Raw genomic sequence first — 13,467 nt, 5'->3', positions numbered from 1 at the left:
TGAGGCAGCGGTTGGCACAGTGCCCGCCGCGTCGCGGGGTTCGTGCGGTGCCGGCCGAGCCCGGGGATCGGACAGGCCGGCGCCTACCAGCCTTCCGCCTCGGCGAGGCTTGCGCGGTGTTCGGCCGGCGTCGCGGCGCGCCAGGCGCCTGTGCTGGGATCCTGTACTGCCCAGGGCTGGAAGAGGTCATCGTTGACCCAGGCCCGGAGCCACTCCGTGAGGGTGCGGCCGTCGTCGAGGACGAGGTCGTCGGGGCCGGCGTTCGGGTCGTGGCCGACGACGGTGCCGTCCGGCTGGAGCCAGGACGTGATACCGCAGCCCCAGTCGCACAGGAGGAGCCTGCCGTCGTCGTCGCGCTGCGCGTCTGCCCCGAGCAGGCCGTATCCAGGGCCGACGCCGGACGCCGCGACCTCCGTGAGGACGCGGACGAGGAGGTCCGGGAACGGGAAGCCCGCCCTGGACTCAGCCGCTCTGACTGCTGCCCGGCTGATCGGCGGGGACGGTTCCGGGGTGTGTCCGTCGATGCCGGTCGGTAGTCCCTCGGCGACGCGATGCGTGATCGCGGCGAGAAGTTCGGCCTCGTCCAGCGGACCGTCGTCCGATTCCAGGAAGTGCGTGAACCAGGCCCAGGAGGCGTCGTCGACGGCGAGGCGCACGACCGGTGCGCCGGGCCGTGTCGTCGTGGCGACGAGCGTGGAGCCGACGGCGGTCTGCGCGTCGGCCGCGAGAACGAGACGGTCGTCGCGGACCTGCCATCGCGAGGGCTCCGCCGCGGGCGGAGCCTGGAGCCGATCCGTTCCAGGGTCCCACGCGGCCCATTCCGGCCCGGCGAGCACCATCCACTCGGGTTCCACGGAGAGCCGGGAGTTCAGCGGCAACGGACCGGCGACGGTGGCGACGACCAGGTCCCACAGGAGGTCGTCGTCCAGTGAGGTCCTGATCAGATAGCCCTGCATGCCGACGGCGGTGGGAAGGCGACGGGGGATGTCCGCACCTGCTGTCGTCACTGCGCAGTTCTCCCGGTTCTCGTGCACGGTCACCCGGCGTCACGCCGGTCATCGGGCGCGAATCTATCGCGGATCCGGGTGGCTCCCCGGCCAGGGACCCGGCGCGGGAGCGGGTGGGTGGGCCGCTGCGGGTTCGTCGCCGGTAGCGCGGTGATCTCGACGAGCCTCCCGGGCGTGCCGGCTGCGCAGCCGTCACCCGGATGCGGGCGGAGACCTACGCCGAGCCCGGGACCTGGCTGTGCGTGCGGTCCAGTGGTGGCCGTCTCGCCGAGGTCACCGTCCACGGGGCCGACCCGTCCGGGATCATGCTGGAGCTCACGGTCTGGGACTGACGGCGGCGGCCCGGCAACCGCCCTGCTCCGGCGGCGCACGGGAGTGTCAGTGGGTGGCCCTAGGGTTCGGGGTGTCCTGCGAGGAGAGGGAGAGGGAACGAACGTGACGCTTTCGCTGCCGTACACGCTTGCCGTGTTCCGGGGAGGCTCGATCCGCATCGCGCTGGAGGTGACCGAGCTCGGGTGGAACTCCGCCCAGGAGGTCGCCGAGGTCGGTCTCGACATCGCGATCGAGGGCGAGGAGCTGACCTACCGCACGTCGACCGGGTCGCTCGCCGACGAGGAACTGCTGACGTTCCAGGGGTTCCTCGACGAGCTCGACCGGGGCAGCCCGGCCGTGTGGGAGCCCTCGGAGAGGTTCGCCGAACTGGCGGTGGAGCTGGGCGAGGACGCCGTGTCCGACACGGACGGCGCGGAGCCGTGGGTCACGGTCAAGCCCCACGACGCCGGCCTCGTCGTGGGCGGGGCCGTGACCCTCGACGACGAGTGGTTCGACGACGTGTACGCCCGGTTCGACGCGCTGCAGGACCATCTCGAGGAACTGCGCGCGCCGAACACGTAGGCCGGGCGCGACGCCGTCGGACGCCGCGCCCCCTCGGTGGACCCGCGCGCTCGTCGGATACCGCGCCCTCGCCGGGCCGGCGCCCGTGAGACCAGGGCTCCGCCGGCCGGGCGCTTCGTCAGACGAGCGCCGCCACCACCGCGGTGCCGCCGTCCCAGCGGGCGATCAGGCGGGCGATTCCCTCGCCGGCGGGCAGGCCGCCGCCGGTGAGGTCCTCCGCCAGCCGGATCGTGCCGGTGTCCGACGGCGTCCCGGTCGTCTCGCGCGTGAGCGTCACCGTGTCGGGGCGGGTGCGGACGAACGTGTCGCCGTCGTACTCCTCGAACGTGGCGGTCTGCTGCTCCCCGAGGAGCGCGCGCCGGAAGCAGCCCTGCGCGACCGGGTCCGCCGAGGCGAGGTAGGCCCACCGGCTGCCGAGCGCGGAGTGCTCCATGGTCCCGACCAGGGCGTCGTCGGCCCCGTCCAGCGGCGCGCCGCGGTAGGTGAGCGGGACCTGCAGCACGCGGTCACCGCGCCGCGCGATGATCGCCTCCACGCCGACCTCGCCGTCCGGGTCGTCGAACCGGTAGGACCCGAGGATCTCGGTCTCGCCGGATCCGGTGTCCGGGCGGCTGCCGAGCCAGGCCGCCAGCAGTTCGGGTTTGGTGGGGGTCAAGGTCGCACGGTGCACGATCGCCATGGCCCTGAGCCTATCCGAGCGGCCCCGGGCCGCCCTCATGCCTCCAGGTACCGCAGGATCGCCAGCACCCGCCGGTTGTACCCGGTCTCCGCGGCCAGCCCGAGCTTGTCGAAGATCGCGTTCGCGTGCTTCTCCACCGCCGAGACCGACACGAACAGCGCCGCGGCGATCCCCGCGTTCGTCCGCCCCTGGGCCATCAGCCCCAGCACCTCCTGCTCCCGCGACGTCAGCCCGCCGAGCGCGTGCGTCGTGGACCGGAACAGCTGCCCCACCACCTCCGGATCCAGCACGAGCCCGCCCGACGCCACCCGCGACAGCGCGTCCAGGAAGTCGTCCACCCGCATCACCCGGTCCTTGAGCAGGTACCCGACGCCCCGCGCCTCGTCCCCGAGCAGCACGCGGGTGAACTCCCGCTCCACGTACTGCGACAGCACCAGGATCCCCACCTCCGGCCAGCGTGCGCGGATCTCGACGGCGGCGCGCACGCCCTCGTCGGTGTGCGTGGGCGGCATCCGCACGTCGAGGACGACGACGTCGGGCCGCTCCGCGGCCAGCCGCGCCAGCAGGGGTTCGGCGGAGGCGTACGTCGCGACGACGTCGTGCCCCTCGTCCGTGAGCAGGCTGCGCATGCCCTCCCGCAGCAACGAGGAGTCCTCGGCCAGCATCACGCGCACGGCAGCGTCACCTCGATCCTCGTCGGCCCGCCCGCAGGGCTGACCACGTCCATCGTGCCGCCGGCCGCGGCGACCCGGCCGGCGAGGCCGGCCAGCCCGTGGCCGGGTCGCGCCTGCGCGCCGCCGACGCCGTCGTCGGTGATCGTCACGCGGACGACGGCGCCGCTCCGCGCGAGCTCTGCGCCGCTGCGCGTGCCGTCGCCGTAGCCCCTGCCGTCGCCGCCTGACGGGCGGTCGCGCCCCGGGCCGACGCCGCCCGCCTGCCCGTCCGAGTCGCCGGTGACCGACACGCGAACTTGCGCCGACCGCGCCCCCGCATGCTTCGCCACGTTGGTCAGTGCCTCCGCCACGACGTAGTACACGGTCGCCTCCACCTCGGCGGGCAGACGTGCCGGCCGGATCGCTCCGGGGCCCTCCGTCCCGGCGGAGTCCGGCCGGACGGGGGACGACCCGGCGGGGTCCGGCCGGACAGGAGGCGACCCGGCCTGGTCCGGCCGGACGCGGCCGGCAGCATCCCCCACCGCCCAGTCCAGCACGGTGGGTACCGCCGCCCGGTCCGCCAGCTGCCGCAGCACGGGCTCCAGCCCGTGCGTGTCCAGCGTCGTCGGCCGGACCCGCCAGGCCACCTCCCGCAGGTCGTGCACCAGGAGCTCCACCTCCCGGGACGCCTGTTCCAGCAGGGCGGCCCCGGACGGACCGGCCCCGGCCACCGACCGCCGTGCCCGGTCCACCAGCATTCCCGCGGCCACCGCCCGCTGCTGCACCCCGTCGTGCAGGTCCCGTTCGATCCGCCCCCGCTCGGCGTCGAGCGCCGCCAGCAGCTCCGCCCGGCTCACCGTCAGCGACTCGACCCGCGCCTCGAGTCGCTCGCTCCGGCTCGGCGCGAGCCACCGGGCGGCGGCCGCACGGTCCAGCGCACCGACCCCGTACAACCCCATGAGGTCCAGGTACAGCAGCACCGCGCCGACCGGCACCATCGCGAGCACCGTGCCGGTGGTCAGCCCGCCCGCCTGGTCCGGGTCCAGCACCGTGAACCGGATGTCGAACAGCCACGAGAGCAGCCCGGCCACCACCGCGAACAACCCGTACGCCAGCAGCCCGAGCACCAGGACGCCCACCAGCCCGATCCCGGCCCGCGTCACCAGGTAGCCCGCGGCGCGCCGGGAGGTGAGCGCGGCATCGTCGTCGGACCATCCGAGGAAGCGGACCGTACGGCGACGGTGCCACCGCACCAGCGCGGCCACCGGCCCGAGCGGCGCGGGGCGCCACGCCGTCCCGGCCGCCGCCACGGCCAGGAGCAGGTCGAGCGGCCACGCCACGGTGCCGAGGGCCGCACCCCACAGCAGGCGGACGGGACCGGACCGGTCGGCAGGGGAAGAGCTCACCCGGTCAGGATAGGGACGCGGCCCCGGGCGCGGACTGCGGGAAACCGCACCCTGCCTGCGGCGGACCCGCCGCGTTCCTCCGGCCGGCCCCAGTCCGCCCGGCCCCGCGCCGTCCGTAGCGTCGGCGACATGACGACACAGAACTTCGCCGCCGAGGTCGCCGGCTGGGCGATCGGGCTCATGGAGACGCTCGGTGCGCCGGGCGCGGGCGTCGCGATCGCGCTGGAGAACCTGTTCCCGCCGCTGCCCAGCGAGGTGATCCTGCCGCTGGCGGGCTTCACGGCCGCGCAGGGCGGCCTCGTGCTGTGGCAGGTCCTGGCCTGGACGACGGCGGGATCCGTGACCGGTGCCCTCATCCTGTACGGGCTCGGCGCCTGGCTGGGGCGCGACCGCCTGCGCGCGATCGTGGACCGGATGCCGCTGGTCCCGTTGTCCGACGTCGACAAGGCCGAGGACTGGTTCGCCCGGCGCGGCGACCAGGCGGTGCTGATCGGGCGGCTCATCCCGATCGTGCGCAGCCTGATCTCGATCCCCGCGGGCGTGGAACGCATGCCGCTGGGCCGGTTCCTCGCGTACACGACGCTCGGGTCAGGCGTGTGGAACACCCTGCTGGTCGGCGCCGGGTACCTGCTGGGGGACCAGTGGCAGGTCGTGGAGGAGGGCGTGGGCGTGTTCCAGAAGGTCGTCGTCGTGGTGGTGGCGCTCGCGGTCGCCTGGTGGCTCTACCTGAGGCTGCGCGACCGCGGGCGGCCGCGTCATGCGGCCGGCGCGGGACGCTGACGCGGTCCGCGATCCCCGGCGCCACGGGACGCCGACGCCGGCCGCGGGCAGGACGACCACGGGCCGCCCACGCCGGCCCGCGGGCAGGACGACGCGCGCCCGGCCGCCGTCGAGGGCGATCGGGCGCGCGTGGTCCTGCCCGCGGCCGGCGCGGTGCGCCTCAGCGCAGCCGTGAACGGGCCGGGAGATGCCCCGGCCCGTTCGCCGCCTGCTCGGCCTGCTGCTGGCGCTGGCGTTCGGCCCAGGCGTCGAACTCGGCCTGGACCTCCATCTCCGACGCGCTCGGCCAGGCGCCCGCCACCACGAGCAGCGCGACCGTGCTGGCGACGATCCCGACCACCAGCGGCACCAGCAGCTGGGTGGCGGGCAGGCCGATCGCCGGTGTCTCGATCGGGGAGCCCGCCTGGTACGAGATCACGCTCATCGCGGCCATCCCGGTGTAGTGCATACCGGAGACGGCGACCCCCATCACGAGCATCGCCCCGGCTCCGGCGCCGAAGCCCCGGACCCTGGCCGCGAGCCACAGGCCCACGGTCGCGGCGACGACGGCGATGGCGACGGACAGCCCGACCAGCACCGGGTCGTACGCGATGTCCACGCCGACGTGCATCGCGGCCATGCCCATGTAATGCATGACGGTGACGCCCAGGCCGGCGATGGCGCCGCCGGCCAGCAAGGCCGCCGTGTTGTTCCTCCGGTTGTGCACGAGGAACAACCCGACGGCCACGACGACGATCGCCAGCAGCATCGAGAGCACGGTGGTGAACACGTCGTAATGGATCTGCGCCCCGGTGACCGAGAAGCCGAGCATTGCGACGAAATGCATGACCCAGATGCCGGTGCCGCCGATGGCGACGGCCCCGAGCGAGAGCCATATCGTGCGCGTGACGCCGGTTGCGACCCGCGCTCGGGCAGTACAGGACAGGCCCACGCCGCACCCGGCGCAGGACAGGACGAAGGACAGCAACGGCGTCAGCGCGCCGTACGCGAAATGGTCGATCATTGAAACCCCCTGGCCTGTGTGGCCCTCGGCTCTGGGTTGCCGAGTTGGTCGGTCGTCCAAACAGGCGCTCGCGCCAGACAATAGAGGTAATGGCGGGGTCATGCTCGATGAAATGGCACCTGTGTGACGGATGTCCCAAAGTGAGGCCCGGTCGAGTCCGCCACAGCGGAGAAAACCCGTCCGACGGAGCCCCTGGTCCCGCCGATGCACGGGTATCGGAGGGGCGGGCAGGGGGCGGGACGCGTGCGAAGGTTCGCCCAACTTAGGCTAGGCTCACCAACGTGAGCACCGAGAACGTTTCGACCCTCCGGGAGCAGGGCGCGCCGGGCGCGGACGCGAGCCGTGAGGCAGTCGCGGCCACCCCCTGGCGCATGTTCGACGTCGAGGTCACGCGCGTGGTGCGCCTGTGCCCGTCGTTCGTGCGGGTGACCTTCACGGGCGGGGACCTCCACCGCTTCGCCGACAACGGGCGCGACCAGCGCATCAAGTTCGTCCTCCCGGACCCGTCCGGGGGCTGGGACCACCTGCTGAAGAACGACCCGGACTGGTTCACCAGCTGGCGGGCGCTGCCCGACGAGCGCCGCAACCCGCTGCGCACCTACACCGTGCGCACGGTCCGGCAGGACCGGCACGAGATCGACGTCGACATGGTGCTGCACGGCGACTCCGGCCCCGCCTCCCGCTGGGCGACCGCGGCCCGCGAGGGATCGCCGCTGGTCATCATGGGACCGGACGCCTGGTTCGACGGGCCGCAGGGCGGCGCGGAGTTCGCGCCGCCGTCGGGCAGCCACGCGCTGCTGCTCGCGGGCGACGAGACCGCCGTCCCGGCGATCGCCGCGATCTGCGAGTCGCTTCCGGCCGACGCCGTCGGCGAGGTCTTCCTCGAGGTGCCGCACCCCGAGGACGGCTGGGTGATCGCCGCGCCCGAGGGCGTGCGCGTGCACTGGCTGCACCGCGACGGCGCCGAGCACGGCGACCTGCTCGTGCCCGCCGTGCGCCGGGCGGCCGACCAGATGCTCGCGATGGGCGTCCGGCCCGACGCCGCCCTCGCCGCGGAGGAGCCGGCCGACGTCGACATCGACAACGGGATCCTGTGGGAGGTCCCCGTCGACGACGAGGGCCGGCCCCTCGTGCAGGACACCGTGCTGTACGCCTGGCTCGCCGGGGAGGCCGGCGTCATCAAGACGCTGCGCCGCTACCTCGTCGGCGAGTGCGGGGTGGACCGCAAGGCCGTCGCGTTCATGGGCTACTGGCGCAAGGGCCGCAGCGAGAACTGAGGGAGCTCAGCGGCTGTACGTCGCCGTCAGCGTCGCCCGCCCCAGCAGGTGGAAGTAGACGTTGAAGTGCACCTGCGCGGGGGTGTTCTCGCTCGTCAGGCCCAGTTCGCCCGGGGCGGCGCCGAGCGCGTGCACGGCGAAGACGTACCGGTGGTCGTGGTCGCCGGGCGGCGGGCCGGCGCCCTCGAACCCGGGCGTGCGGCCGTCGCTGCGCACGTGGAAGGCGCCCGCGGGCAGGCCCGAGCCGTCGACCGCCCCGGCGCCGCGGGCCAGCGCGGTGACCTCGGCGGGCAGGTCCACCACGTTCCAGTGCCAGTAGCCCGACGGCGTCGGCGCGTCCGGGTCGTAGCAGCTGACCACGAAGGACCGGGTGCCCTCGGGCGCCCCGGACCACTCCAGGGCGGGGGAGACGTCGCCGCCGTCGGCGGCGTGGTCCGCGGGCAGGCGCTCGCCGTCGGCGATGTCCGGGCTGCGCAGCGTGAAGGTCGCGGGGGCCGGGAGCAGGGAGTACGGGTCAGGAGGCAGGGGCCGGGTGAAGTCGTGGCTGGATGACATGGACCCACTCTGCCGAATCGTGACCTCGCTCGCCAGGACTGGCCGCGCGGGTCTTTGACAACACCGCACGGGTCGGCGAATCTTGGCACGCACGTCGTGTATGACGGACAGGTCCGGCGGCAGGGGCCGGGGACGTCGCGACGGAAGGAGTCCAGGAGGCACCATGGAGCTGCTCGCGCCGTCGGACCCGCGGGTCGTCGGGCCCTATCGTCCTCGCGCCGTCCTCGGCCAGGGTGGGATGGGGCGCGTCTACCTCGCGACCGGCCCCTCGGGGGAACGGGTCGCCGTCAAGCTCGTGCGGGACATGTACTCCGCGCAGGACCCGGGTTTCCGCAGCCGCCTGCGCCGGGAGGCCGACGCCGCGCGCCGCGTGCGCAGCCCCCGCACCGCGCAGGTCGTGGCCGCGGACACCGAGGCGGCGATCCCCTGGGTGGCCTACGAGTTCCGGCACGGCCCGTCGCTCTCCCACGCGCTGCAGGTCACCGGCCCGCTGCCCGAGGACTCGGTGCTGTACCTGGCCCGCGGCCTGGCCGAGGCGCTGCGCGACATCCACACGTGCGAGTTCGTGCACCGCGACCTGTCCACCGGCAACGTCCTGCTCGGCGCGGACGGCCCGGTGGTCATCGACTTCGGCATCGCCCGGAACGCGGCCGCGGGCGGCGACGCCGGCGACGTGACCACGGTGACCCGCCCCGGCACGCTCGTGGGCGCGCCCGGGTTCATGTCCCCCGAGCAGGCGATGGGCCTGGACCTGACGCCGGTCAGCGACATCTTCTCGCTCGGCACGATCCTGCTGACGGCCGCCACGGGTACCAACCCGTTCCGCGACACGTCGCCCAGCGAGACGCGCCGCCGGGTCATCGAGACGACGCCGCAGGCGACCCTGCGGGACGAGCGGCTGCGCGCCGTCGTCGACGCCTGCCTCGTGAAGGATCCCGGCGGCCGGGCCACGGCCGACGGCCTGCTCGCCATGCTGGCCGGCCTGCCCGCCCCGCCGCCGGGCACGTGGCCGGAGGCGGTCCGGCGGATCGCGACCGAGCAGCAGGAGCAGGTCTACTGGCTCACCCACGGCGACCCGAGCGCGCCCCTGCCGGGGCCGCAGGAGCTGGACCCGGCGATGGTGTTCGGGCCGCCGTCGGCAGGCGCGCCGCAGCCGGTGCAGCCGCCGCCGGCCCCGCGCGCGGACGTGATCGACGCGGTGCCCCCGGCCGGACCGGCCTTCTCGCCGTTGCCCTCGCAGGCCGGCCCCTGGTCCGGGGCGACGCCTGCGGTGCCGGTGCCGGGACAGCTGCCCGGCGCCGGGCCGGCGCCGGGGGAGTACCCCGCGGTCCGGTACCCGGTCCCCGCGGGCCCGCCGAGCGGCCAGGTCCCCGTGGCCGGCGCGCCGGACCCGGCCGCGGACGTCATGGCGAACCTCGCCGCCTACCACCACCAGGGGCGCGCCGACATCGGCGTCGCCCTGCCGCCCCGCCGCCGCGGGCGCACCGGGCTGTGGATCGGGGCGGGGATCGCCGCGGTCCTCGTGGTCCTCGTGGTGCTGAGCCTGACCGTGTTCCGGGGCCTGCTGCCGGTGCCGCCCCCGGCGACGCCGGTCGCGGCCACGCCGTCGGCCGACGTGTCGCCGTCCGTCTCGCCGTCCCCGACGCCGTCGCCCACCGTCTCGCGGAACACCAACCCCGAGGCCGGGGAGCCCGAGTACCTCGCCGAGGAGGGCGAGTGCGTGCACCGGGACCCGGAGAAGGAGACCGTCTGGGGGATGGACGACAAGTGCGGTGTGGGATCGTTCGAGGTGGCGCGGCGGATCGAGGGGGAGAAGGCCGCCGGGGACTGCTCCCGCGGCGCCGACCACGAGAAGTACTTCGGGCCGTCCGAGAACCCCGGTGACGACGTCCTGCTGTGCCTCACGCTGAACTACCCCGGTGACGCGTGGAAGACCGAGAAGGGCGACTGCGTGCACCGGCCCGGTCCGGTGGACTCGTACGAGTTCGAGATCGTCGACTGCGACTCGAAGAAGGCCGACGGCCGGGTCCTCAAGCTCCTGGACGTGGCGACCCGATCCGGCCGGGAGGCCGGGAAGGTGTGCCCGGACGGCACCACGAACTGGACGTCCTGGCACCTGGACGGCTTCGACGAGTCCGCCTACACGATGTGCTACAAGAAGCTCTGACCAGGGCGGACGTTCTCAGGGGAAAGATCCCCGGTGCACCGGCGGAGCCCGGTCGCGGAATCCCGCGGCCGGGCTTCGCCGTGCTGCCCGCGTGCTGCCCGCGTGCCGCGGTGCGCTGCCGAGGCGTGCGGTGGCGCCCTGCCGCCGCGTGCTGCGGTGCTGCCGCCCGCGTGTCACCGGCCGCCGCCCGCCACCCGCCGCTGCGCGGGGTGCTGACCAGGTCTGTTGACAGCTCTTCGTGGCGCGCTGTCTACTGAGAGTGTCGAACGCGTGTTCGACTTCCGCTCGACCGGCCCGTTCCGGCAGGCACCATCGCTGGAGGGCAGGAATGACCGTCGTTCCCGAGACAGCCACCGCCCCGCACGCACCTCGCGCCCCGCACGCGGACCGGCACGGCCACGCGCTGGCCGCGCTGCGCGCGGTCGAGACGCGCACGGGCCTGACGCCCGACGTCGTCCCGGACACCGCGCTGTTCTCCGTCGCCCCCGGGGTGGCGGGCCTGCTGCCCGGCGGCGCGCTCGTGGCCGGGAGCACGGTGGTGGTCGCCGGTTCGACGACGCTGCTGCTCGCCCTGCTCGCCGCCCCGTCGCGGGCGGGCGCGTGGACGGTGTTCGTGGGCCATCCGGAGGTGGGGCTGGCCGCGGCCGCCGACGCCGGGTGCGAGCTGTCCCGCACGCTCTGCGTCCCCGACCCCGGCCCGGACGCGCCCGCCGTGGTGGCCGCGCTGCTGGACGGGATGGACCTCGTCGTCGTCGGCCCGCGCACCGCGCTGCACGACGCCGACCGCCGCCGCCTGACGGCGCGCGCCCGAGAACGCGGGGCGGTGCTGATCGCCGCGCAGGAACGGGGCGCGCAGGGATACGACGTGCGGGAGCAGGGTGCACAGGGATACGGCGTGCAGGAACGGGGCGCGCAGGGATATGACGTGCGGGAGCGCGGCCCGCAGGAGCGTGGCACGCAGGGATATGCCCCGCAGGAGCGCGGCACGACGCCGCGGACGACGACGCCGTGGACGACGACGCCGGGCCGCGGCACAACACCGGGACGCGCCACGACGCCGCCCGACGCCGCCTGGCCGGGCGCCCAGGTCACGCTGACCGCGGGCCCGGGCACCTGGACGGGCTCCGACCACGGCGCCGGCCACCTGCACCACCGCACCCTGGACGTGCGCCGCACCGGACGTGGCACGGCGGCCCGCCCGTCGACCTTTCGCTGCGTCCTGGGCTGCGCTCCTGCCGATCGGCCGGTGGAGCAGCCGGCGAATCGCCAGGCCGTCCGGCCGGCCGGCGGAACGACCGATCGCCCGGCCGGCCGGGCGGCGGATCACCCGGTGGCCGGCCGGCCGGTCGCCCGGGCGGCGGGTAGCCCGGCGGGCCCCGCGACGAGGGCGGAAGCCGGATGAGCGTCCGTACCGCCGCGCTCTGGGTGCCCGACTGGCCGGTGGTCGCGGCGATGACGTCCGCGGGCGTCGACGCGCACACGCCCGCCGCGGTGCTCGGCGGGTCGGGGGCCAGCGGCGCGGGCCGGTCCACCGGGCAGCGTGTCGTGGCGGCCAGCGCGCCCGCCCGCGCCGCGGGGGTGCGGCGCGGCATGCGGCGTCGTACCGCGCAGCAGCACTGCCCCGGCCTCGCGATCCTGACCGCCGACGACGCCCGCGACGCCGCCGCCTTCGAGCCCGTCGCCGTCGCGGCCGAGCAGGTGGTGGCCGGGGTGGAGATCGCGCGGCCCGGGCTGCTGCTGCTCGGGTCCGGCGGCGCGGCGCGGTACCACGGCTCGGAGCACGCCCTGGCCCGGGAGCTGGCCGAGGCCGTGGCCCGCGACACCGGGCACGAGTGCCAGGTGGGGATCGCCGACGGTTTCCTCGCCGCCGTGCTCGCCGCCCGCGACGAGACGGTGGTGCCGCCGGGCGGCTCGGCCGCCTGGCTCGCCCCGCGCCCCGCCGCCGACCTGCGTCACGCCCGCCCCGGCGACTCGGCCCTGGCGGACCTGCTCGACCTGTGGCAGCGCCTGGGCCTGCGCACCCTCGGCGACGTGGCGGGGCTGCCCGCCGGGAGCACGTCGGCGCGATTCGGCACGCCCGGGACCTGGGCCCGCCGCCTGGCGCGGGCCGACGACGTGCGCCCGCCCGCCCGTCGCCGGACGGAGACCGACCTCACCGCGACCGTCGAGCTGGACCCGCCCGCGGAGCGCGCCGACGTCGCGGCCTTCGCCGCGCGCCGCGTCGCCGAGGACCTGCACGGGCAGCTCGCGGCGCGCGGGCTGGCGTGCGGGCGCGTGGTGGTGACGGCGGACGCCGTCGACCCCGTCACCGGCGAGGCCCGCACCTGCGAGCGGGTCTGGCGCACCGACGACGCCGCCGGGATGTCCGCGGCGCGCCTCACCGACCGGGTGCGCTGGCAGCTCGCGGGCTGGCTCACCCAGCGGGAGCCCGCCCCCGCGCCGATCGCCCGGATCACCCTGACCGCCGACGAGGTCGCGCCCGCCGGGGCGACCCAGCCCGCCCTCTGGGGGCCCGCGTCCGGGGAAGGGCTGCGCGCGGTCCGTGCCGCCGAGCGCGTGCAGGCGCTGCTCGGCGCGTCCGGGGTGCTGGTCCCGCGGCTGCAGGGCGGCCGCGACCCGCGCTCGCGCGTCCAGCTCGTGCCGTTCGGCGAGGAGGTGCCGCCCGCGCGGGACCCGGACCGGCCCTGGCCCGGCGCGCTGCCGCAGCCCGCGCCCGCCGTCGTGCTCGCCGAGCCGGTCCCGGTGCGGCTGCTCGACGCGACGGGGGCCGACGTCGTCGTCGACGTGCGCCTCGCGATGAGCGGCGAACCCGCCGTCGTGACGGGCGGGCTCGGCACCGTCCGCGTCACGGACTGGGCCGGCCCGTGGCCGGTCGCCGAACGCTGGTGGACGCCCGGCGGCGGGGAGCGCCGCGTCTACCTGCAGGTGGTGTCCGACGACGGTCGCGGCCTCCTCCTGGCCCAGACGGCGGGCGCCTGGCGGACGGAGGCGCTCTATGACTGACACCGGCTCCATGACCGACGGCGGCTCCATGACTGACGCCGGC

Annotated in this window: 13 protein-coding genes; 7 read left to right on the top strand and 6 right to left on the bottom strand. The window is 75.5% G+C overall.

The annotated features are described in order from the left end of the window. Positions 1-83: 83 nt before the first annotated feature. A complete protein-coding gene (locus tag ABD208_RS14820; protein ID WP_344104263.1) occupies positions 84-1,007 on the bottom strand; it encodes a hypothetical protein in 924 nt (307 codons plus the stop codon). Positions 1,008-1,207: 200 nt separating this feature from the next. On the opposite strand from ABD208_RS14820, the gene ABD208_RS14815 reads away from it, so the two are divergent. After that, entirely contained in the window at positions 1,208-1,339 is a 132-nt protein-coding gene (locus ABD208_RS14815; RefSeq protein WP_344104260.1) for a hypothetical protein, read from the top strand. 103 nt (positions 1,340-1,442) lie between these two features. After that, a complete protein-coding gene (locus ABD208_RS14810) occupies positions 1,443-1,901 on the top strand; it encodes a DUF5959 family protein (protein ID WP_344104258.1) in 459 nt (152 codons plus the stop codon). Positions 1,902-2,019: 118 nt separating this feature from the next. Here ABD208_RS14810 and ABD208_RS14805 read toward each other — a convergent pair whose 3' ends face one another. From ABD208_RS14805 to ABD208_RS14795, 3 genes are read right to left on the bottom strand one after another with little or no spacing between them, the layout of a single operon-like run. Further along, positions 2,020-2,580 carry a maltokinase N-terminal cap-like domain-containing protein gene (locus ABD208_RS14805; protein ID WP_344104255.1) on the bottom strand — a complete coding sequence of 187 codons (561 nt, stop codon included), beginning with the start codon at positions 2,578-2,580 and terminating at the stop codon, positions 2,020-2,022. Positions 2,581-2,615: 35 nt separating this feature from the next. Next, positions 2,616-3,254: a response regulator transcription factor gene (locus ABD208_RS14800; protein ID WP_344104253.1), complete on the bottom strand. Its 639-nt coding sequence runs from the start codon at positions 3,252-3,254 to the stop codon at positions 2,616-2,618. Next, a complete protein-coding gene (locus ABD208_RS14795; protein ID WP_344104252.1) occupies positions 3,245-4,639 on the bottom strand; it encodes a sensor histidine kinase in 1,395 nt (464 codons plus the stop codon). Before ABD208_RS14795 ends, ABD208_RS14800 begins: the two co-directional genes overlap by 10 nt. A 129-nt stretch (positions 4,640-4,768) precedes the next feature. Here ABD208_RS14795 and ABD208_RS14790 point away from each other — a divergent pair, with 129 nt between their 5' ends. After that, positions 4,769-5,419 carry a DedA family protein gene (locus tag ABD208_RS14790; RefSeq protein ID WP_344104250.1) on the top strand — a complete coding sequence of 217 codons (651 nt, stop codon included), beginning with the start codon at positions 4,769-4,771 and terminating at the stop codon, positions 5,417-5,419. Positions 5,420-5,579: 160 nt separating this feature from the next. Here ABD208_RS14790 and ABD208_RS14785 read toward each other — a convergent pair whose 3' ends face one another. Next, the gene (locus ABD208_RS14785; protein ID WP_344104248.1) at positions 5,580-6,422 is read right to left on the bottom strand and encodes an MHYT domain-containing protein; all 843 of its coding nucleotides are present in this window, start codon (positions 6,420-6,422) and stop codon (positions 5,580-5,582) included. A gap of 371 nt (positions 6,423-6,793) precedes the next feature. Here ABD208_RS14785 and ABD208_RS14780 point away from each other — a divergent pair, with 371 nt between their 5' ends. Continuing rightward, positions 6,794-7,699, top strand: coding sequence for a siderophore-interacting protein (locus ABD208_RS14780; RefSeq protein ID WP_344104807.1), 906 nt, complete (start codon positions 6,794-6,796; stop codon positions 7,697-7,699). 6 nt (positions 7,700-7,705) lie between these two features. Here the strand turns inward: ABD208_RS14780 and ABD208_RS14775 are convergent, their stop codons facing one another. Beyond that, entirely contained in the window at positions 7,706-8,254 is a 549-nt protein-coding gene (locus ABD208_RS14775) for a YbhB/YbcL family Raf kinase inhibitor-like protein (RefSeq protein ID WP_344104246.1), read from the bottom strand. 163 nt (positions 8,255-8,417) lie between these two features. Between ABD208_RS14775 and ABD208_RS14770 the strand changes: the two genes are divergently transcribed. From ABD208_RS14770 to ABD208_RS14760, 3 genes are all read left to right on the top strand, one after another. After that, positions 8,418-10,421: a serine/threonine protein kinase gene (locus ABD208_RS14770; protein ID WP_344104244.1), complete on the top strand. Its 2,004-nt coding sequence runs from the start codon at positions 8,418-8,420 to the stop codon at positions 10,419-10,421. A gap of 328 nt (positions 10,422-10,749) precedes the next feature. Next, positions 10,750-11,823, top strand: a complete 1,074-nt coding sequence (locus ABD208_RS14765; RefSeq protein ID WP_344104242.1) for a hypothetical protein — start codon at positions 10,750-10,752, stop codon at positions 11,821-11,823. Beyond that, complete coding sequence (locus tag ABD208_RS14760) at positions 11,820-13,424, top strand: Y-family DNA polymerase (protein WP_344104240.1); 1,605 nt, start codon at positions 11,820-11,822, stop codon at positions 13,422-13,424. Before ABD208_RS14765 ends, ABD208_RS14760 begins: the two co-directional genes overlap by 4 nt. The last annotated feature ends 43 nt before the right edge of the window (positions 13,425-13,467 follow it).

Origin of the sequence: Myceligenerans crystallogenes, from assembly GCF_039529775.1 — a bacterium.
Classification (GTDB): Bacteria; Actinomycetota; Actinomycetes; order Actinomycetales; family Cellulomonadaceae; genus Myceligenerans; species Myceligenerans crystallogenes.
The sequence above is the reverse complement of the archived record's forward strand: the minus strand, read 5'-3'. Positions and strand labels throughout refer to the sequence as shown.